13 protein-coding genes are annotated in these 22128 nt (G+C 64.0%); 10 read left to right on the top strand and 3 right to left on the bottom strand.

Features of this window, described 5'->3' with window-relative positions; translation table 11 throughout:
• The 5 genes from QAZ22_RS15975 to QAZ22_RS15995 all read left to right on the top strand — a co-directional run bounded on the left by QAZ22_RS15975 (window position 1) and on the right by QAZ22_RS15995 (window position 12680).
• Window positions 1-6054: a translocation/assembly module TamB domain-containing protein gene (locus tag QAZ22_RS15975; RefSeq protein ID WP_278201722.1), complete on the top strand. Its 6054-nt coding sequence runs from the start codon at window positions 1-3 to the stop codon at window positions 6052-6054.
• 275 nt (window positions 6055-6329) lie between these two features.
• The gene (locus tag QAZ22_RS15980) at window positions 6330-7988 is read left to right on the top strand and encodes an ABC transporter substrate-binding protein (protein WP_278201723.1); all 1659 of its coding nucleotides are present in this window, start codon (window positions 6330-6332) and stop codon (window positions 7986-7988) included.
• Window positions 7989-8136: 148 nt separating this feature from the next.
• Window positions 8137-9171, top strand: a complete 1035-nt coding sequence (locus tag QAZ22_RS15985) for an ABC transporter permease (protein WP_278201724.1) — start codon at window positions 8137-8139, stop codon at window positions 9169-9171.
• Window positions 9172-9184: 13 nt separating this feature from the next.
• On the top strand, window positions 9185-10342 hold the full coding sequence (locus QAZ22_RS15990) for an ABC transporter permease (RefSeq protein ID WP_278201725.1): 1158 nt from the start codon (window positions 9185-9187) through the stop codon (window positions 10340-10342).
• Window positions 10343-10469: 127 nt separating this feature from the next.
• Entirely contained in the window at window positions 10470-12680 is a 2211-nt protein-coding gene (locus QAZ22_RS15995) for an ABC transporter ATP-binding protein (RefSeq protein ID WP_278201726.1), read from the top strand.
• A 38-nt stretch (window positions 12681-12718) separates the two neighbouring features.
• On the opposite strand, the gene QAZ22_RS16000 is transcribed toward QAZ22_RS15995, so the two are convergent.
• Window positions 12719-13309 (bottom strand): transglycosylase SLT domain-containing protein, encoded by a 591-nt coding sequence (locus QAZ22_RS16000; protein WP_278201727.1) that lies wholly within the window; start codon window positions 13307-13309, stop codon window positions 12719-12721.
• A 210-nt stretch (window positions 13310-13519) separates the two neighbouring features.
• On the opposite strand from QAZ22_RS16000, the gene QAZ22_RS16005 reads away from it, so the two are divergent.
• Both QAZ22_RS16005 and QAZ22_RS16010 read left to right on the top strand, forming a co-directional pair.
• Window positions 13520-15058: a trimethylamine methyltransferase family protein gene (locus tag QAZ22_RS16005; protein WP_278201728.1), complete on the top strand. Its 1539-nt coding sequence runs from the start codon at window positions 13520-13522 to the stop codon at window positions 15056-15058.
• 220 nt (window positions 15059-15278) lie between these two features.
• Complete coding sequence (locus tag QAZ22_RS16010) at window positions 15279-17705, top strand: FAD-dependent oxidoreductase (protein WP_278201729.1); 2427 nt, start codon at window positions 15279-15281, stop codon at window positions 17703-17705.
• Between the two features lie 21 nt (window positions 17706-17726).
• On the opposite strand, the gene QAZ22_RS16015 is transcribed toward QAZ22_RS16010, so the two are convergent.
• On the bottom strand, window positions 17727-18125 hold the full coding sequence (locus tag QAZ22_RS16015; RefSeq protein WP_278201730.1) for a DoxX family protein: 399 nt from the start codon (window positions 18123-18125) through the stop codon (window positions 17727-17729).
• Window positions 18126-18324: 199 nt separating this feature from the next.
• Here QAZ22_RS16015 and QAZ22_RS16020 point away from each other — a divergent pair, with 199 nt between their 5' ends.
• On the top strand, window positions 18325-18816 hold the full coding sequence (locus tag QAZ22_RS16020) for a hypothetical protein (protein WP_278201731.1): 492 nt from the start codon (window positions 18325-18327) through the stop codon (window positions 18814-18816).
• Window positions 18817-18959: 143 nt separating this feature from the next.
• Here QAZ22_RS16020 and QAZ22_RS16025 read toward each other — a convergent pair whose 3' ends face one another.
• Complete coding sequence (locus tag QAZ22_RS16025; RefSeq protein WP_278201732.1) at window positions 18960-19736, bottom strand: VOC family protein; 777 nt, start codon at window positions 19734-19736, stop codon at window positions 18960-18962.
• A gap of 177 nt (window positions 19737-19913) precedes the next feature.
• Here QAZ22_RS16025 and QAZ22_RS16030 point away from each other — a divergent pair, with 177 nt between their 5' ends.
• Window positions 19914-20648 (top strand): gamma-glutamylcyclotransferase, encoded by a 735-nt coding sequence (locus QAZ22_RS16030; protein ID WP_278201733.1) that lies wholly within the window; start codon window positions 19914-19916, stop codon window positions 20646-20648.
• A 113-nt stretch (window positions 20649-20761) separates the two neighbouring features.
• On the top strand, window positions 20762-22126 hold the full coding sequence (locus QAZ22_RS16035) for an NAD(P)-dependent oxidoreductase (RefSeq protein WP_278201734.1): 1365 nt from the start codon (window positions 20762-20764) through the stop codon (window positions 22124-22126).
• Window positions 22127-22128 lie beyond the last annotated feature (2 nt).

Raw genomic sequence — 22128 nt, forward strand, 5'->3', positions numbered from 1 at the left:
ATGAAGACATTCTGGCGCATCCTTCGCATCTGCCTTTACGCGCTGCTCCTGCTGCTGGTGGTGGCGATCGGCGCGCTCGTCGTTCTGACCGGGACCGAAGGCGGCCGGCAAAATCTCGCCGGCATGATTTCGAAAATGGCCTCGACCGAGGACCGCAAGGTTACTGTCAGCGGCATCGAAGGCATATGGTCCGGTGCGTTGCGGGTCGATCACGTCGTGCTGGAGGATCGCGTCGGACCCTGGCTGGTGGCGCGCACGGTGGCGCTCGACTGGTCGCCGACGGCGCTCTTGTCACGCAATTTCAACGCCGATCGGATCGCCGCCGAGCGCATCGAGCTGGCGCGGCTGCCGCAAGCCAGCCAGCAGCCTTCGCAGGGCGGTTCGAGCAGCCTGCCGGTTTCGGTCGATGTCAAGCAGATCGACTTGCCGGAGATCGCGCTCGGGCAGCAGCTTGCCGGCAGCGGCATTGCCGAACTTGCCGCCAAGGGTTCGCTGAAAGCCGACCCATCGCCGTTGGCGATCGAGACGGTGCTCAACGTCGCCCGCCACGACGGTAAGCAAGGCAATGTCGACGCCAAGGTCCATTTCGCGCCGGCCGACAACAAGCTCGACCTCGATCTCAAGGCGTCGGAGCCGGCGGGCGGGATCATCGCCAACCTGCTCAAGCTGCCCGATGCGCCACCCGTCGACATCGTCGTTTCCGGTACCGGGCCGCTCGCCAATTGGAGCGGCATCGGCACCTTCGTCGTCGACCGCCAGATCATCACCCAGCTCACCGGGCGCCATCAGCTCAGCGACAAGGGCCACTATATCGAAGCCAAGGGCGACGGCGAATTCGAGCGCTTCCTGCCGGATAAGTTCAAGTCGCTGTTCGCAGGCAAGACGAGCTTCGACATCGCCGGCACGGCGACCACGGCCGGTGGGGTCGATATCGAGCGCGCCACTATAGAGAGCGACACCGTGCATGGCACGGCGACCGGCAATGTCGACCCGAAAGGCACCAGCGACCTTGCCGTCGAGCTTTCAGCCAAGGGCAAGCCAGTCACCATCGATGTCGGCAACAGCGCCGTGCCGATCCTGATCGCGGTCCAGAAGGCGACCGCACGTGCCTTTGGCGACGGCAAGACTCCGATGGTCGATATCGGCACCGCGCTGGCCTCGATCGCTGTCGGCGGCACGCAGCTCAACAATGTGACGGGAGAGATCCATTCCGATGGCTTCGATGTCGAGACCCTTGGCGGTCCGGTCAGCGTCAAGCTCGCCGCCGCCGGCCTGAAAACCGACGTTGCGACGCTGGCGCCGCTGGTGACGGGCAAGCTCGCCGCCGATCTTTCAGGCACGGTCAGCCGCGATAACGTGACCGTCGACAAGGGCACGTTGCGCAGCGATGCGCTCAATGCGGCGCTGACGGCCGGTGTCTCGCTCGCCGATCTGTCGATGACGCTGAAGATGAACGCCGACGCCGTATCGACGGCGCTGCCGCCACAAATCAGCTCGCTGCTTGGCGAGCGGGTGAAATTCTCGGCCACCGCGACCCGCGATCCGCAAGGCGCGTTCGCGGCCAATTCGCTGGAGATTACCTCCGGCTCGCTCAGCGCCAGCGGCACCGGCAGCATGCAAGGCTCGGACATTCAGGCCAACGTCAAGGGCGCGCTGGGCGACGTCTCGCCGCTATCGTCGCTTGCCGGCACGCCGCTCGCCGGCGGGATCAATTTCGCGCTGACCGCGAGCGGGCCGCGATGGGCGCCGGACTTTTCGATTTCAGCCGACAGCGCCAGCCTGACGGCGGCTGGCCGGACGGTGAAGGACATCAAGCTCTCCACGAAGGGCAAGGCCGATATCGCCAACCCTTCGGCCGATGTTTCACTGACGGGCAGCGTGGAGGAGCAGCCGCTCGACATCAGCGCCTCGCTGGTGACCGCCGACGGCAAGCGCTCGATCAGGGGGCTCAGCCTGGCGCTCGGCGACAACAAGGTTTCGGGCGATCTCGCGCTCGGCGATCAGTATCTGCCGCTCGGCACGCTGACGCTTGCGGTTCCCGACATCGGGCCGCTGGCGGCTCTCGGCGGGCAATCGGCGACCGGCGATATCAACGGCACGATCGCCTTCGCCAAGGATGACGGGGCTCCGACCGTCACGATCAACGCGGCAAGCACCTCGATCGCGCGCGGCGACCTGGCGGCAAAGACCATCACCGTCAACGCGCTGATCGCCAACTATCTCAAGGGACCGGCGATCGCGGGCACGATCAAGGCCGACAGCGTGACTTCCGGAAGCACGGTGATCAGCGGCATCGGCATCGATCTGAAGCGCGACGGCGATTGGACCAACTTTGCCGGCGGCGCGACGGCGTCGGGCATTCCGGCCACCGCCACCGGCCGCGTGAAGATCGCAGGCGGCAAGACCAGCGTCGAGATCGCGTCCGGCGAAGCGACCGTGCGCGGCATCAAGGCGACGATCGCCGAGCCGTCGAGCCTTTCGATCGCCAACGGCGTCACCACCGTCGAGAAGCTCGCGCTCAATCTCGGCGGCGGCACGGCGACCGTTTCAGGCAGTGCTGGCCAGATCTTCGACCTGACCGCCAATTTGGCCAATCTGCCGGCGGCGCTCGCCAATGATTTCGTGCCTGGTCTCGATGCGGCCGGAACGCTGGAGGGCACGGCGCATGTCGCGGGTCCGTCGGCCAACCCCGATGTCCGGTTCAATGCCAAGCTCGCCGGCGCGGAGACCGCCCAGACCCGACAGATCGGGCTTGGGCCGCTCGATCTCGACGCCGCCGGCAGCGTCTCGACGTCGGGCGGCCTCGTCGTCGACCAAGCGACGCTTTCCGGCGACAAGATCTCGGGCAGGGCCGCCGGCACCATCAATCCGAACGGCGCCAGCGATTTCTCGCTCGACCTCAACTCGAACGGCCCGAGCCTGCCGCTCAAATTCGGCACCGCCGCAAGCCCCGTCGACCTGGAATTGCAGACCGTTTCGGTGAAAGCCGCGGGGCAAGGCGCGACGCCGCGCCTCGATATCTCGGCCACACTGCCCTCCGCTACGGCCAACCACATCAAGGTGGAGGGCTTGGCGCTGGCGCTGCATTCCGACGGGTTCGACGTCAAGAGCCGGACGGGCCCCGCCTCCGGTATGATCGCGGCCGACAAGATCGATCTCGACAATCCGACGGTTGCGCCGCTGGTTGCCGGCAAGGTCACGGCGAAAGTCGCCGGCAGCCTTGCTCCCGACGCGATCACCATCAATAGCGGCTCGGCGACCAGCGGCGCGGTCGACGGCGCCTTCAATGGCAGAGTGTCGTTTGCCGACGGCTCCGTCGACTTCACCGTCAAGGCGGACGTGCTCTCAGCCGCCTTGCCGGCGGCGGTGCGCGGTGTTCTCGCCGAGCGCACGCAACTCAGCGCCACAACGCAACGCGACGCCAAGGGCAATGTCAGCGTCGGCCCGGTCAAAGTAGCTTCCGGCGCGTTCACCGCCGACGGGCAGGCGAGCATCGCCGACAACACGCTGAGCGCCGCCATCAAGGGCGCGCTGGCGGATATTTCGCTGCTGTCGAAGGACGCCAAGGGCGCCATCACCTTCGCGCTCAATGCGCAGGGCGCGCCTACGGCACCGGACCTGTCATTGACGGTGAACAGCGACCGGCTTTCGGTGGCGTCGCGCGATATCACCGGGCTGAAGCTGATCGCGACCGGCAAGGCCGATGCCGCCAGTCCGGCGGCCAATGTGCAACTGACCGGCAATGTCGCCGGGCAGCCGCTGCAGGGCAGCGCGGTGCTTGCCACCACCAACGGCAAGAGCGCGATCAACGGGCTTTTGCTGTCGCTGGGATCAAGCAAGATCTCCGGCGATCTGGCGCTCGACCAGGCTTTCGTGCCGGTGGGCACCGTGTCGCTCGACCTGCCCGACATCGGACCGCTGGCGGCGCTGGCACTGGAAAAGGCGGAAGGCGACGTACGCGGCACGATCGCCTTCGCGAAAACCGACAACGGACCGAATGTCGCCGTCAAGGCGACCACGGCGGCGATCAAGCGCGGCGACCTCTCGGCCAAGAACGTCGCCATCGATGCCCAGATCGCAAACTATCTCGCGGCGCCCGTCATCTCCGGCACGATCCGCGCCGGGAGCGTGATCTCGGGCGGCACCGCCGTCACCGGCATCGACGTCGACTTGAAGCGCGACGGCGACTGGACCGGCTTCTCCGGAGGCGCCACCGTGAAGAATATTCCGGCGAAGGCGGCCGGCCGGGTGAAAATGGCGAACGGCACGACGACCATCGAGCTCGCGTCGGGCCAGGCGACGGTGCAAGGCATCAAGGCCGCGATCGCGCAGGCCTCGACGGTGACCATCGCCAACGGCGCCACGACGCTCGACCGGCTGGTGCTCAATCTCGGCGGCGGCACGGCAACGGTGACGGGCAAGGTCGCGCAGACGCTCGACATCAACGCCAATCTGGCCAGGGTGCCGGTCTCGCTCGCCAACAGTTTTTCGCCCGGCCTCGATGCTGCGGGCTCGATCTCGGGCACGGTTAAGGTGTCCGGCGCGCCGGCCACGCCGGCGGTCGCCTTTAACGTCGACGCTTCGGGTGTGCAGACCTCGCAGACGCGCGGCGCCGGGCTCGGCGGCATCAACGTCTCGTCGTCCGGAACCTTTGCCGGCAACAAGCTCGCTTTCGACGCCAACATCAGCGACAGCGCTGGCCTTGGCCTCAAGGGCGGCGGCACGGTGACGACAGCAGGTGGGCCTACATTGGCGCTCGACTTCAACGGCAAGGTGCCGTTTTCCTTCCTTGCCGCCAAGCTTGCGGCGCAAGGCCTGGCGCTCAATGGCACCGCCAATGTCGACGTGCAGGTGCGCGGTCCCGCATCGTCGCCGGTGATCAGCGGCAAAGTCACGACATCCGGCGCACGCCTTATCGACGCGCGTTCCGGGCTCGCGGTCAACGACATCGCGGCCGACGTCTCGATCGGCGGCGGCGTTGCCAGGATCAATCGCCTGACCGGTACTTTGTCGACGCGCGGCAGCCTTTCGGCCAGCGGCACAGTCGGCATTACCCCGGCGCAAGGCTTCCCGGCCGACCTGTCGATAAAACTTACCGATGGCCGCTATACCGACGGCAGGGTGGTGACCGCCAATCTCGGCGGCGACCTGACCATCAAGGGGCCGCTCGTTTCGGCGCCGGTGATCGCCGGCACCATCAATCTGGCGAGGACGGTCATCACCGTGCCGGAAAAGCTGCCGGGCTCGCTCTCGGCGCTCGACGTCAAGCACAAGAATGCGCCACGCGCGGTGCGGGCGCAGGACAGGGCGCTGAACCCGCCGACATCTAGCGGTAGCAGCAAGGGCGGCGGCGGTCTTGTTCTCGACGTCACAGTCAACGCGCCGAACCAGATCTTCATCCAGGGCAGGGGCGTCGATGCCGAGTTCGGCGGATCGCTCAAGCTGACCGGCCCGGCCTCGTCGCCGCAAGCCGTGGGCACCTTCACCCTGCAGCGCGGACGGCTGTCGATTCTTGCCAAGCGGCTGACCTTCACCGAAGGCACGGTCGGCTTCCAGGGTTCGCTGGTGCCTTATCTCAACCTGACGGCGACTACGACGACAAGCAGCGCCACCGTCACCATCGTCGTTTCGGGCGAAGCGACCAATCCGAAGTTCACTTTCTCCTCCGTGCCGGCGTTGCCCCAGGACGAGGTCCTGGCACAGCTCATCTTCGGTCAATCCATGTCCAAACTGTCACCGCTGCAGATTGCGCAACTGGCGCAAGCCGCCGCGCAGCTGGCAGGGGTCGGCGGCTCGACCTCACTGCTCGAGAACCTGCAAAGCGCCATCGGCGTCGACAATCTCGACGTGACGACGGACGAGAAAGGCGGCACCGCGGTTTCCGCCGGCAAGTACCTCAACGACCGCACCTATGTGACGATCCAGAAGGGCGACAAACCAGGCTCCGGCAAAGCAACGATCGACCTCAATGTCGGGCGTGGCGTGAAACTTCGCGGCGAGGCCAACGACGCGGGCGAAGCCAAGGGCGGCGTCTTCTACGAGCGCGAATATTGACGACGTGGCGCTCGCCTCGGCGGGCCTGAGGGGACTTTTGCCGTGCGCGCAAGGCCCTTATCCGCCTAAAATGTCTTGATTTAATCCGCTCGTCGATTTTTTCAGAAATGTGCGCTGCACTAACAAATTTGCGTCATGACTGTCGTTATCGCGCGAACCGGCCTCATTCCAAAGTTGCACATTCGCCACCATGTTCCCAGTCCACACCGTGTTTTGACATCACGGTCCGGATGCGGAATGTTAAAAGGCAGAAAGCCAAACAATGGGAGTTAGTCATGGCAATCTACAAAAGTAACGGTGACCGCGTTCCGGACCACATCCTGGCAATGGCCGAACAGGCCAAGTCGGGCGAGGTGGACCGCCGTGAATTCCTGGCCTTGGCCACCGTCTTCGGCGCATCGACGGCAATGGCCTACGGCATGCTCGGCCTCGCCGCTCCGACGCCGGCCAAGGCCGAGGACGTGCAAGGCAAGAAGGGCGGCGTGCTGAAGGTCGCCATGTCGGTCAAGGATCCGAAGGATCCGCGTACCGCGGATTGGTCAGAGATTGCCAACGCCGAGCGCCAGGCGCTCGAGCCGCTGGTTAAGTACACGAAAGAGTACACTTTCGCGCCGTACCTGCTGGCAAGCTGGGACATCAACGACGACGCCACCGAATACACGCTGCACGTGCGGCCGGGCGTCGAATGGAACAACGGCGACAAGTTCACCGCCGACGACGTCATCTACAATTTCACCCGCTGGGCCGACAAGGGAGCGGAAGGCAACTCGATGCCCGGCCGCCTCGGCAGCCTGGTCGACGACACCACCAAGAAGCTGCGTGAAGGCTCCGTCGTCAAGGTCGACGACATGACGGTCAAGCTCAAGCTGAGCAAGCCTGACATCGCCATCATCCCGAACCTGTGCGACTATCCGGCACTGGTCGTGCACAAAACCTTCGACGAGAAGGGCGCCAACTTCAAGAACTGCCCGATCGGCACCGGCCCGTTTGAGCTCGTCTCCTACGATGTCGGCCAGAAGGTGGTCTACAAGCGTCGCGAGACCGGCAAGTGGTGGCAGGGCGAGGCTTTCCTCGATGGCGTCGAGTTCATCGACTACGGCACCGATCCGGCGGCGACGGTTTCGGCCTTCGAGTCCGGCGAGGTCCAGACCAACCACGAAACGACCGCCGACTACATCAAGATCATCGCTGACGTCGGCGCGCCCGTATCGGAAGTGGTGACCGCCGCCACCGTGGTGTCGCGCTTCAACGTCACCCACAAGCCCTATGACAACCAGAAGGTTCGTCAGGCGATGTTGCTTGCCGTCGACAACGCCACCGTGCTGCAGCTCGGCTACGGCAATGCCGGCACGCCGGCCGAGAACCACCATGTGGCGCCGATCCATCCGGAGTATGTCAAGCTGCCGGAGGTCAAGCGCGATATCGCCAAGGCCAAGCAGATGCTGACGGAAGCCGGCGTGATGGATTTCGAGCACGAGCTGATCAGCAACGACGAGGACTACCACAAGAACACCACGGACGCGATCGCGGCGCAGCTGCGCGAGGCTGGCATCAAGGTGAAGCGCACCGTGCTGCCGAGCTCGACCTTCTGGAACGACTGGACGAAATATCCGTTCTCGGAAACCAACTGGAACATGCGTCCGCTGGGCATCCAGGTCATCGCCATCGCCTATCGCTCCGGCGAAGCGTGGAACGAGACGGCCTACGCCAATCCGGACTTCGACAAGAAGGTGAACGAGGCGCTCGGGATCGCCGATGCGGAGAAGCGCAAGACGGTGATGAAGGACATCGAGCAGACCCTGCAGGATTCCGGCATCATCATCCAGCCCTACTGGCGCAAGCTCTACATCAACATCAAGCCCGAGGTGAAGAACCACTCGATGCACCCCACCTACGAGCACGACTTCGGCAAGGTCTGGCTCGATCAGGCGTGATCCTTTGCGATGAATACGAGGGGCGCCAGCCCCTCGTATTTGCAGCTTCGTCGCCGTTGCGTATTGTGCAGCGGTGGCGGGGCCTCACAAGGTTTCCGACACAGGGTTGAACGTATCTGACCCCAACCCGGCCGGCAGGGGGGCACGCATGTTCTCATTCATCGCCAGACGCATCGGCACCATCCTGCTCACGATGCTATGCCTGACGCTGGTCGTCTTCTTCCTCGTCAATCTCGAACCCAATCTGAAGAAACTGGCGATCAGCCAGACCGAGATGCACACTTCGGCCGACCAGCTCGAAAGCTGGCTGGTCAACCATGGCTACCGGCAGAACTTCTTTGCGCGCTACGGCCAGTGGCTGGGCATCCTGCCGAAGCAGCCGATCACGGATCCGGCGACCGGAAAGATGATGCAACGCTTCACTTTCTGCAATGATCCGACCGTGCCGACATTTTCCGGTGTGCTCGAAGGCGATTTCGGCTGTTCGACCAAATTCAAGACGACGGTCGCGGCCAAGCTCTTCCCGGCGCTCGGCGCCACAGGCGTACTGATGTTCTGGGTGCTGGCGCTCATGGTGCCGGTTTCGCTGCTGATCGGCATCCTGGCGGGGATGCGCGAAGGCTCGCGCACCGACCGGACGTTGTCCGTCGCCTCGATCGCCTCGACGGCGACGCCCGAATATGTGTCGGGCGTCATCTTCACCGTCATCTTCGCGTCGTGGCTCGGCTGGCTGAACGGCTCGGCCGCCTCCGCCAGCCAAGGCATCACCTTCTACAATTTCACCCTGCCGGTGATCACGCTGGCGATCTACGGCACCGGCTATATCGCGCGCATGACGCGCGCCTCGATGGTCGAGGTGATGACGCAGCAATATATCCGCACCGCGCGCCTCAAAGGCCTGTCATTCGGGGGCGTGGTGGTCAAGCACGCGCTGCGCAACGCGCTGATTGCGCCCTTCACCGTCATCATGCTGCAGTTCCCGTGGCTGCTCACCGGCGTCGTCATCGTCGAGGTGATGTTCCGGTACCAGGGTTTCGGCTACACGCTGGTCGAGGCCGCGGGCAACAACGACATCGACCTTCTGCTCGGCTGCTCGCTGGTCTCGGTGTTCATCGTGCTGATCACGCAGCTCATCTCCGATGTCGGCTACGCGTTCCTCAATCCGCGCATCAGGGTTCAATAGGGGGACAGGGCGGATGCAAATCGAATATATCAGCGCCTTCGACGTCGTGGTCGGCGTGCTATGGCGCTTCTGGCCGGTGTGGGTCGCCCTCGTCGTGGTGATGGGTGTCAGCTTTGCCTACAAGAAGAAGCTCGGCCTCTACGGCCAGCTCTTCGACAGCGGCGTCGGCATAGCCGGCGTCGGCATCTGTCTGTTCTGGCTGTTCACGGCGATCTTCGCCTCGACCATCTCGCCCTTCGATCCGCTGGCGCAGGTGTCGATCATGAAGGACACGCTGCCCGGCGCGATCGAGCCGACGTCGAAGCTCATCTATTATTTCGGCGGCGACAAGCTTGCCCGCGACGTGTTCTCGCGCATGGTCTACGGCAGCCAGATCGTGCTGATCATCGCGCCGGCGGCGACCGGTTTCGCGCTGATGGTCGGCATCACGCTCGGCCTGCCGGCCGGCTATTACGGCGGCAAGATCGACACTATCCTGTCGTTCCTCGCCAATCTGGTGCTGGCCTTCCCGGTGATCCTTTTGTTCTACCTCCTGGTGACGCCAGGCATCATGGACACGCCGATCCCCTATGCGATGGCCGGACTGTTCTTCCTGTTTCCGATCATCTTCTTCTGCGTGCTGTTCTGGACCCGTTACAAGAACCGGCCGGACCGCCTCTACATCCTGCTCGGTGTCACGCTCGTCGTCGGCGGCTGGATCTATGCCGGCCTCGTCTTCGACAAGGACCCGCTGAAGATCGTCCACATCGATCCCAACCAGCTCAACATCTTCGTGGCGGTGGTGTTCGCTTCCAGCCCAGGCGTGTTCCGCATCGTGCGCGGGCTGACCATGGACATCAAGACGCGCGACTATGTGGCGGCGGCGCAGACGCGCGGTGAATCGCCCTGGTACATCATGCTGTGGGAAATCCTGCCCAACGCACGCGGACCGCTGATCGTCGATGCCTGCCTGCGTATCGGCTACACGACGATCCTGCTCGGCACGCTTGGCTATTTCGGCCTGGGCCTGGCGCCGGAAAGTCCCGACTGGGGAACCGCGATCAAGGATGCGAGCCGGCTGCTGCGCTCCTTCATCCATCCGGCGCTGCCGCCGACGATCGCGCTGATGTCGTTCGTGCTGGGGCTGAACCTTCTGGCGGACTCGCTGCGCGAACAGTCGATGAAGGATTGATGACGGGGCCTTAGGCCCTAGTTGCCCGGAGCATGATCCCGAACCGAAGGTCAGCGTAGCAAAAAGTGGTACTCTGGTTTTCGGACAAGATCATGCTCTAACAAAAGACCAAGGATTGGAGCGACCCATGAACGAGGCAGTTCGAGATCCGGCCAAGCCCTCCAACGGGCCAATCATCGAGATCGAGAACCTGTCGATCTCCTTCTTCACCCGCAAGGGCGAGATCCCGGCGGTGATGGACTTTTCCTGCACGGTCATGCCTGGCGAGGCGATGGGCATCGTCGGTGAATCCGGCTGCGGCAAGTCCACCGTGTCGCTCGGCATCATGCGGGACCTCTCCAACATCGGAAAGATCGTCGGCGGACGGATCAAGTTCCAGGGCAGGGACATGGGCGAAATGTCCGAGGAGGAGCTTCGCGCCATCCGCGGCAACAAGATCGCCATGATCTACCAGGAGCCGATGGCGAGCCTCAATCCGGCAATGAAGATCGGCCAGCAATTGATGGAAGTGCCGCTGATCCACGACAAGGTCTCGAAGGACGAGGCCTACAAAAGAGCGCTCGACATGGTGCGCGCGGTGAAGCTGCCGGACCCCGAGCGCATGATGCGCTCCTATCCGCACCAGCTTTCCGGCGGCCAGCAGCAGCGCATCGTCATCGCCATGGCGCTCTTGTCGAAGCCGGCGCTGCTTTTGCTCGACGAGCCGACGACGGCGCTCGACGTCACAGTCGAGGCCGGCATCGTGGAATTGGTCAAGGGGCTCGGCGAGAAGTTCGGCACCTCGATGATCTTCGTGTCGCACAATCTCGGCCTCATCCTCGAGACCTGCGACAAGATTACGGTGATGTATTCGGGCGAGGCGGTCGAGACCGGCAAGATCGAGGACGTCTTCGACCGGATGCGCCACCCCTATACGCAAGGGCTGTTCCGCTCGATCCCGCTGCCAGGCGCCGACAAGAATTCGCGGCCGCTGATCTCCATTCCCGGGCAGTTGCCGCTGCCGCATGAGCGGCCCATGGGCTGCAATTTCGGCCCCCGCTGCCACCATTTCGTCGAGGGCGTCTGCAACGCCGCCGAAATCCCGATGGTTCCGGTCGAAGGGCATGAAGGCCATTTCTCGCGCTGCGTGCGCTTCAACGAGATCGACTGGGAGGCGCTGCCGCCTGGCGCCAAGAAAGTCAATGAAAAGGTCGAGCCCGGCGCGCCGGTGCTCAAGATCGACGACCTCAAGAAATACTACAAGGTCGGCGGCAGCGAGGTGTTCGGCTCCAGCGAAGGCCGCGTCGTCAAGGCCAACGAGACGATTTCGTTCACCGCGCGCGAATCCGAGACGGTCGCAATCGTCGGCGAGTCCGGCTGCGGGAAGTCGACGCTCGCCAAGGTGCTTCTGGGGCTCGAGACCGCGAGCTCGGGCACGGTGACGCTGGGCAACAAGGAGATCCAGTCGACCGGCATCGAGAGCCGCAATGTCGAGACCGTGTCTTCGATCCAGATGGTATTCCAGAACCCGTTCGACACGCTGAACCCCAGCCATACGGTCGGCTCGCAGATCATCCGCACGCTGGAGAAGTTCAATGTCGGCAAGACGGTCGCCGAGCGGCGCAAGCGCATGCTGGAACTGCTCGACCTGGTGAAGCTGCCGCGGGCCTTCGAGACCCGCAAGCCGCGCCAGCTCTCAGGCGGCCAGAAGCAGCGCATCGGCGTGGCGCGCGCCTTCGCCGGCGACGCCAAGGTGGTGGTGGCCGACGAGCCGGTCTCGGCGCTCGACGTCTCGGTGCAGGCGGCGGTGACCGAGCTTTTGATGGACATCCAGCGCAAGAACAAGACGACGATGCTGTTCATCAGCCACGACCTGTCGGTGGTGCGCTATATCGCCGACCGCGTCGTGGTCATGTATCTCGGCTACATCGTCGAACAGGGCACGACGGATCAGATATTTTCGCCGCCCTACCATCCCTATACCGAAGCGCTGCTCTCGGCGATCCCGATCGCCGACACCAGCGTGGTCAAGAAGCACATCGTGCTCGAAGGCGACATCCCGTCGGCAATGAACCCGCCGACCGGCTGTCCGTTCCAGACACGCTGCGGCTACAAGAAGCTGGTGCCGGACAATCTGTGCGAGACCAAGGTACCGCCGATAAAGAATCTCGGCGACGGCCATATGAGCCTGTGCTGGCTGGCCGACGATGTGCTGGCCAAGATGGAGCCGGTCATCAAATTCGACAAGGAGCACGCCGCGCATGAGGGCGTGCCGGATGACGCGCCGCACGGCGCTGGTCCGGGCTTTGCCGGTACACCTCCGAAGCGTCCGCGCGGAAAGAAGCCGAAGCCGAACTAATTTAAGGGCGTGGCGCCGACATCAGTTCCGCGCCACGGTCAGCTTCCACACTGCCGCAACTGCGTGGCGTAGTCGCGGGCCATCTGGTCGGTGGCGCGCGCGTAGTTCTGTACGCCGGCGTCGCCGCGATTGCCGCGGCCGTAGGTCGACCAGCCGAGGTAATAGGCGAGATAGAGGTTGTAAGTGTCGTTGCGGGCGACGCCGAACGTGTCGGCGGTCTTGGAATGATACCAGCCGACGAAATCGATGGCGTCGGCGAAACGGCTGCGGCGCGCCGCCCAGTTGCCGGTCTCCATCTGATACTGCGACCAGGTGCCGTCGAGCGCCTGCGAGTAGCCCGCGGCAGTGGAGACGTGCTTCCAGGGAATGAAGCCGAGCAGCTTGGTGCGCGGCGGCCGGGCGTTGCTCTTGAAGCCGGATTCCTTGCGCACCGTCGCCATCAGCACCGGGACGGGAATGCCGTATTTCTGCTCGGTGCGTTCGGCAGCGGACTGCCAGTTGTCGAACCAGCCGTCGTTCTGGTCGAAGACGGCGCAGACGTTGTTGATATGGCTGGGCGCCGTCGCGCAGGCCGAAAGCGCCAGCAGCACAGAGACAGCGACAATTTTACTAAAACTCGATCTACGCATCGGAAGACGAATAGGCGGAAATCATAAAAGGAGTCTTTCGAGCTTCCTTAACGCCGGCCGTAGTGCGCCGATCTGGCTCTATCGATATTTCGACCAAATGCGTCGCATTTCTCTCCATCGATTTTGAAAAATGCCGCCTTGGCTAAAATCACGCCGGCAAATGGCGAATTCCTGACAGCTCATGGGCCACGTCGGCGCTCTGATGCGCGCATGACCGAACCAAGACGAAAACGCGGCGCCGAGCGAACCAGCAACCGGGGGCCATCCGCCATCCCGCAGTTGCCGCTAAGGCGCGTGACGAATCCCTACCCGCCGATGGCTCTGCTTTCGGCCGACCAGATCGAAGCCATCCATCAGGCGTCGATGCACATCCTGGAAAATTTCGGCATCGAGGTGATGAGCAGGAGGGCGCTCGCCCTGTTCGAACGCGCCGGCGCCAAGGTCGATCACAGCTCGATGAATGTGCGCGTCGATCGCGGCATGGTCGACGAGGCACTGAAGACGACGCGTGCCAGCTACACGCTTACGCCGCGCAACCCGGCCCGCGCCATTCATCTCGGCGGCAACACCATCAACTTCACGCTGGTCGCCGGGCCGCCCAATGTGCACGACATGGAGCGCGGCCGCCGTGCCGGCAACCTCGCCGACTACTCGGACCTCGTCCGACTGGCGCAGCATTTCAACTGCATCCACATGCTCGGCAACCAGGTCTGCGCGCCGATCGAGCTGCCGGCGAATTCGCGTCATCTCGACACCTATTTCGCCAACCTGACGCTGACCGACAAATGCTTCCATGTCTCGGCGATCGGCCGGGGCAGGGCGCTGGACGGCATCGAGATGATGGCGATTGCGCGCGGACTGACACTGGAGCAGTTGGGCGAGGATCCCGGCGTCACCACCATCATCTCGGTCAACTCGCCGCGCCGCTTCGACGAGATGATGGCCGAAGGGCTGATGACCATGGCCGAGTTCGGCCAGTCGGTGGCGGTGACGCCGTTCACGCTGATGGGTGCGATGAGCCCGGTGACGCTCGCCGGCGCGTTGGCGCAGCAGAACGCCGAAGCACTGTTCGGCATCGTGCTGACGCAACTCGTGCGGCCGGGCGCGCCGGTGATGTACGGCGCCTTCACCTCCAATGTCGACATGAAGTCCGGCGCACCAGCCTTCGGCACGCCGGAGAACACGAAAGCAAACATCGCCTCGGGGCAATTGGCGCGGCGCTACAATCTGCCGTACCGCACCACGCCCGGCTCCGCCTCCAATGCCGCGGACGCCCAGGGCGCCTACGAGACGCTGATGGCGCTGTGGGGCGCCGTGCTTGGACACGGCAACCTCGTCTACCATGCCGCCGGCTGGCAGGAGGGCGGGCTGACGGCGTCGTTCGAGAAGCTCATCATCGATGTCGAAATGATCCAGCACATGATGGAATTCCTGCGGCCGATCGCGGTCGACGAAGGCGAACTGGCCGTCGAAGCGCTGGGCGCGGTGCCGACGGGCGGCCATTTCTTCGGCGAGCCGCACACGCTGGAGCGTTATGCCACCGCCTTCTATCAGCCGATGCTTTCCAACTGGCAAAATTACGAAGCCTGGCAGGAGGCCGGCGCGCTCGACGCCACGGCCCGCGCGACGCGGCTATGGAAGAAAGCGCTGGAGGAATATGTCCAGCCGGCCATGGATCCTGGCGTGCGCGAGGCCCTCGAAGCCTATATCGCGCGCCGCAAGGAAGCGATCGGGCAGGGCGAGCCGTGATGGTTTTGGAATGCTGGCGCCGCCCCTCATCCGCCTGCCGGCACCTTCTCCCCGTGAAGGACGGGGAGAAGGGAAGCGCTCCAGCGCCGGTGCCCCCTCTCCCCGTTCTTCACGGGGAGAGGGTAAGGGTGAGGGGCAGCGCCGACTTTGAAAAGAGATAACTGCCTCCCAACCTGAATCCACTCATTCGCTCAACTCACTGAAATAACGAGAAGAACCCATGAAGTCGCATGCAAAGGTCGTGGTCATCGGCGGCGGTGTCGTCGGATGCTCGGTGCTGTTCCATCTTGCCCGCCACGGCTGGACCGACGTCGTGCTTCTGGAGCGCGATGAGCTGACTTCCGGCTCGACCTGGCACGCGGCCGGCGGCATGCACACCATCAATGGCGATCCCAACGTCGCGAAGCTGCAGAAATACACGATCTCGCTTTACAAGGAGATCGAGGAGCTTTCCGGCCAGGCGACCGGCGTGCATCTGACCGGCGGCGTGCTTTTGGCCGCGACCGAGGCGCGACTCGACTGGCTGCGCGGCGTCGTCTCCAAAGGCCGCTATCTCGGCATCGATCTCGAAGTGATCTCGCCGAACGAAGCGGCCGAGCTGATGCCGCTGCTCGACCCGAAGCAATTCGTCGGGGCAGTGCGCAACAAGGAGGACGGCCATCTCGACCCGTCCGGCGTGACGCATGCTTACGCCAAAGCAGCGCGCAAGCTCGGCGCCGAGGTCGAGCGCTTCACCAAGGTAGAGGACATCGTGCGCCGGCCGGACGGGTTGTGGCGCGTCATCACCAACAAGGGCGAGGTGATTTGCGAGCATGTCGTCAATGCTGGCGGACTGTGGGCGCGCGAGGTCGGCCGCATGGTCGGGCTGGAGCTGCCGGTGCTGGCGATGGAGCACATGTACTTGATCACCGAGGACATGCCCGAGGTCGCCGACTGGAACAAGAAGACCGGCACCGAGATCATCCATGCGGTCGACTTCGACGGCGAGCTTTATTTGCGCCAGGAGCGCGGCGGCATGCTGATGGGGACCTATGAGAAGGCGAACAAGCCGTGGTCCGAGTTCCAGACGCCATGGAATTTCGGCCATGAGCTGCTGGAGCCGGACATCGACCGCATCGCGCCGTCGCTGGAGGTCGGCTTCCGCCACTTCCCGGCCTTCCAGAAGACCGGCATCAAGCAGATCATCAACGGACCCTTCACCTTCGCGCCGGACGGCAACCCGCTGGTCGGCCCGGTGCGCGGCCTGCCCGGCTTCTGGGTCGCCTGCGGCGTCATGGCGGGCTTCAGCCAAGGCGGCGGCGTCGGGCTGGCGCTCTCCAACTGGATGATCGAGGGCGATCCCGGCGCCGATATCTGGGCGATGGACGTGGCGCGCTACGGCGACTGGGCGACGATGGCCTACACCAACGCCAAGGTGCGCGAGAACTATTCGCGCCGCTTCTCGATCCGTTTCCCGAACGAGGAACTGCCCGCGGGGCGTCCGCTCAAGACGACACCGGTCTATGACACGCTGTCGGCCAAGGGCGCGCAGTGGGGCGTCGCCTATGGGCTGGAAGTGCCGCTGTGGTACGCGCCGGCAGGCGTCAAGGACGAGTTCTCGTGGCGGCGTTCGACCGACTTCGACCATGTCGCGAGCGAGGTTGCCGCCGTTCGCAACAGCGTCGGCCTGTCGGAGATTTCGAGCTTCGCCAAATACAGGGTGACGGGCAACGGCGCCGCAGCCTGGCTTGACCGCGTGCTCGCCTGCAAGCTGCCCAAGCCAGGCCGCATGACGCTGGCGCCGATGCTGAAGGCAGACGGCAAGCTGATCGGCGACTTCACGCTCGCCAATGTCGGAGATGGCGAATGGTTCATCGCCGGCTCAGGCATTGCCGAGCAGTACCATATGCGCTGGTTCGAGGCGCATCTGCCCGGGGACGGATCGGTGCGCGTCGAGGCGCTGGGGCAGAAGCTCACCGGTCTCGCCATTGCCGGACCGAAGGCGAGGGAGGTGCTGGCCAAAGTCACCCGCGCCGATGTCTCCAACGCTGCCTTCCCCTTCATGGCGGTCGCCAGGATGGATATCGGCATGGCGCCGTGTCTCGTCGGCCGCGTGAGCTATACGGGCGATCTCGGCTACGAGATCTGGGTGGCGCCGGAATATCAGCGCGCCGCTTACCACGCGCTGATCAAGGCAGGCGAGGAATTCGGCGTCGGCCTGTTCGGCTCGCGCGCGCTCAATGCGCTCAGGCTCGAGAAGAACTACGGCTCATGGGCGCGCGAGTACCGGCCGATCTACGGACCGGTCGAGGCCGGGCTCGATCGTTTCGTCGCCTATGGCAAGGAGGCCGATTTCATCGGCAAGGAAGCGGCGCTGGCCGAACGCAAGCAGGGCGGCAAGCTCAGGCTGCGCACCTTCATCGTCGAGGCTCACGATGCCGACGTCATCGGCGACGAGGCGATCTGGCATGACGGCGTCGTACGCGGCTGGGTCACCTCGGGCGGCTATGCTCACAATTCGAAGAAATCGGTCGCGATGGGTTATGTGCCGAAGGAGATCGCCGACAGGCCGGACGGCTTCGAGATCGAGATCCTGGGCAGGCGCCATGCGGCGCGCATTCAGGCGGCGCCGCTGTTCGACGCCAATTTCGAACGGATGCGCGCCTGAATTCAGGCGCGCATCAAGCTGTCAGGCCTTGGCGCTGTCGCGATTGTCCAGCGCGAAGGAGCCCGGACCGGCAAAGAACAGATAGAGGAAGACGAAGCAGAACAGGATGGCTGCGTCGCCGCCATTGTTGGCCGGAAAGAAGTCGCGCGGCATGTGCACCATGAAATAGGCAACCGCCATCTCACCGCAGAGCAGGAACGCCACCGGGCGCGTGAAGAGCCCCAGCGCGAGCAGGACGCCGCCGGCAAACTCGAGAATACCGGACGTCAGTGCAAGTCCGGTCAGGGCCTCGGCATGGGCTCCGGGAGGAAAATTGAACAGTTTCTGGGTGCCGTGCTCGATGAACTGCAACGCGGTCATGATGCGAAGCACGCCCAGCACCTGCGGACGGTATTGGGCAAGGCTTTCGAAAAGCTTCACGCAGAACTCCATTTCATCCCTTCGGAGCCGGCCATAAATTAATGCCCGGCACCCACTCACCTTCCTATGGCCTGCCATCAACAATCAGTGATGGAGAGACCCAGCGCACCTCCCATATTTCTTCTCTCTCTGGTTGCATTTATATCCCTATGGTTGTATTAGTCTGCAGATACTCCAAACTATCTGGGTCACCTTTGCCATGAAGAAAGCCGCCATTAGCCTATTCGCATTCCTTGCAGGCACCAGCTTCGCCATGGCCGGCGACGCCGGCTGCGATGCCTTCAAATGGCCGGTCACACGCGAGCAGGCCCTGTTTCCGGAAGCGCCGGCCGCGCAATCCGGCGCTGCCTTGACAGTCGGGCAAGCGGTGGATTTGTCACTCGCGGCGGTCGACACGATCAGCTTTGAGGTGCCGCCGCAACGCGCACCGGCAGCCGGCTCGTTCGGTGCGACGGCAAGCGTGACCGTGCCACCTGAAGGCGAGCTCCAGTTCAGCCTGTCTGATGAGGCCTGGATCGATGTCGTGCAGGACGGCCATTCCGTGAAGTCGACGGGTTTCAGCGGCGTGAAGACCTGTCCGGGCATTCGCAAGAGCGTGCGCTTCAAACTTTCCGCCGGTGGTCCGGCTACCGTGCAGCTCAGCGGCGCCAAGAAGGCAGATCTCAAAATGGCAGTGCTGACGCCCGAGTAATCTCAACAGCGAAAGGTCGGCGAGACAACGTCCCTATATGTCCTGCCGGCTTTCGTCGGATGGAAAGCCAAGCAATTGGCTTTCCATCCGCTTCCCACTGCCACGAGGACGAGATCGGCTGTTGCCGCCGGCTTCGCCATTTGTCACCGCACTGGGGCCAGCAACGCGAAATGCGCGCCCTGCGGATCCTGGCATTGGACGACCCACTGCGCGCTCGGCACTTCCATCGGTCCCATCATGACCTTGCCGCCATTGTCGGTGACGCGTTTGGCCGCGGCATCGATGGCGTCGACGTTGAAATAGAACAGCCAGACCGGCACCGGAATCTGCGACGGCTTGTTCATCATGCCGCCGCCTGATTCCGGCCCCGCGGTGAAGGTCTTGTAGATGCCCATCTCGCCCATGTCGAACTCGCCGGCGCTCTCCCAGCCGAACTGGCCCGCATAGAAGTCGAACGCCGCTTTCCAGTCCGAAGTGTAAAGCTCATGCCAGCCGATATGGCCGGGCGTGGTGGCAGGCACCGGCGGTTGCCCAGGCTGGTTGGGCTGCAGGAACATGAAGGTCGCGCCCTGCGGGTCAGCAACCACGGCGAAGCGGCCGACTCCCGGGATGTCATCCGGCGGGCGATGGACGGTGCCGCCGGCCTCCTGCAGCGCCTTCGTCGAGGCGTCCACATCCTTGGTGTAGATGTAGCCGAGCCAGGCGGGCGGCATGCCCATCTTGGCGGCATCCTCCGGCATGGTCATCAACCCGCCGACGCCGCGCACGGCCGAATTCATCACGATATAGCGAGGCATGCCCGGCGCTTTCGCAAAGGGCTCGGCCTTCCAGCCGACAACGGCTGTGTAAAAGGCCTCGGCGGCGTCGAGGTCGGTGGTCATCAGTTCGTACCAGAAGAAGGGTTTTGGGGAATTCGGCATGGTCGGTCTCCTCACCGGTTCAGGCAGCGATCGCGGTCCGATCCATCCTAGGACGATCTCGGCGACAGAAATCCGACATCTGGACCAGAAATCGCGAACGGCAAGGCGCGCCGGGCCTGCAATCTTGCGTGTTCCGCGGTTTTCGACTTTGCTGGCGTCAAAGAGGGGCTGTTTTCCATGCGTCGAATGTCGCTCACGCCCGAGCTCGTCGCTCTGTGCCACCGGGAGGAGGTCGATCCGGGGCCGAGCGGGGAATGGACACAGTTGAACGACGACGATTTCCGCGCGCTTGCCTTGCGCCTGTCGGGCGAAGCCGACGAGGGGCCGCTCTGGGTGTTCGCCTATGGCTCGTTGATCTGGAAGCCGGCCTTCGAGTCCGTCGAGCAGTGGCGCGCCTCGGCCCATGGCTGGCATCGGTCCTTCTGCCTGGACCTTGTGCGCTGGAGAGGCAGCGCCGAGCAGCCGGGGCTGATGATGGCGCTCGAGCGCGGCGGGTGCTGCGATGGCGTGATCTACCGTCTGCCCGATGGCGAGAAGCCGGCCCAGATCGAGCGGCTGCTGCGGCGTGAAATCGACGATCACGAGGCTGTCAGCTCCGTCAGATGGGTTCCGGTACGCACGGCACAAGGATCGTTGCGGGCGCTGGGCTTCTGGGTTGGAGTGACGGGCAGGGGGACGTCGCTCAGGCAGCCACTCGAAAGGGTCGCAAAGATACTGGCACGCGCGTGCGGCCATGTCGGCTCCGGCGCCGAGTATCTCTACAACACCGTCAGCCACCTCGAGACATTCGGCATCCATGACCGCAATCTGTGGCGACTGCAGCAGCTGGTCGCCGACGAGATCAGGTCGCTCCATGGCCACAGGATCGCAAGCGGCGGACCGTCGGAGACAGCAGTTCCCGCTATAATATGACTACGATTATCAAGTTTTTATCCAGCCATTACAGTGGCTTGGCCGAAAATTGACCAATTGATAAAAAAATAAAACGTGCTAGCCTTCCCCAAAACAAAACAAGGGGAACTGGAATGGCGACTGGTCATTTCATCGAAGGCATAGCTGGCGGCAGGCTGTCGGCCGAGCAATATGCCGACAATTTTTCCGACCTGCATCCGCTGCTCGATCACCACGAGGCGCTGGTCGAGGCCGATCGCTGCTACTTCTGCTACGACGCGCCGTGCATGAATGCGTGCCCGACGTCGATCGACATTCCGATGTTCATCCGGCAGATCGCGACCGGCAATCCACTGGGCTCGGCCAAGACCATCTTCGATCAGAACATCCTTGGCGGCATGTGCGCCCGCGTCTGCCCGACCGAGACGCTCTGCGAAGAGGTCTGCGTGCGCGAGGTGGCGGAAGGCAAGCCGGTGCAGATCGGCCGGCTGCAGCGTTACGCGACCGACGTCGCGATGGGCGAGGACAAGCAGTTCTACACGCGCGCCGAACCGACCGGAAAAACGGTCGCCGTGGTCGGCGCCGGGCCGGCGGGTCTCGCGGCGGCGCATCGTCTTGCCCGTCACGGTCATGACGTCACCATTCTCGAAGCGCGGCCGAAGGCCGGCGGCCTCAACGAATACGGCATCGCCGCCTATAAGAGCGTCGACGATTTCGCCCAGGCGGAAGTCGACTATGTCACCGCTATCGGCGGCATCGACATCCAGAACGGCAAGGCGCTCGGCCGCGACTTCCAACTGGCCGACCTGATCCGCAACTACGATGCGGTGTTCCTCGGCCTTGGGCTTGGCGGCGTCAATGCGCTCAGGGCCGACGGCGAGGACGCCGACGGCGTCGCCAACGCCGTCGAGTTCATCGCCGAGCTCAGGCAAGCGAGCGATCTTGGCAGCCTGCCGGTCGGCCGGCGCGTCGTCGTCATCGGCGGCGGCATGACGGCGATCGACGCCGCGGTGCAGTCGAAGCTGCTCGGCGCCGAGGAGGTGACGATCTGCTACCGGCGCGGGCAGGAGCACATGAATGCCTCCGGCTTCGAACAGGATCTGGCCGCCGCCAACGGCGTTACTATCCGCCACTGGCTGCAGCCGAAGCGCGTCATCGCCGAGAACGGCAAGGTGTCGGCGATCGAGCTCGAATACACCGCGATCGACGGCGACAAGCTTGCCGGTACCGGCGAACGGCTGACACTTGCCGCCGATCAGGTGTTCAAGGCGATCGGCCAGAGTTTCACGCCGGCGGTGCTCAACGGCAGCGTCGCATCGATCGAACTCGAGGGCGGCCGCATCAAGGTCGACGCCGAGGGCCGCACCTCGCTGGCGAAAGTCTGGGCCGGCGGCGACTGCATCGCCGGTGGCGACGACCTGACGGTGTCGGCCGTGGCTCAAGGGCGCGACGCCGCCGAATCCATCCACCGGGCACTGACCTCTAACGGGAGGGCATGAGC

This window comes from Mesorhizobium sp. WSM4906 (assembly GCF_029674625.1).
Classification (GTDB): domain Bacteria; phylum Pseudomonadota; class Alphaproteobacteria; order Rhizobiales; family Rhizobiaceae; genus Mesorhizobium.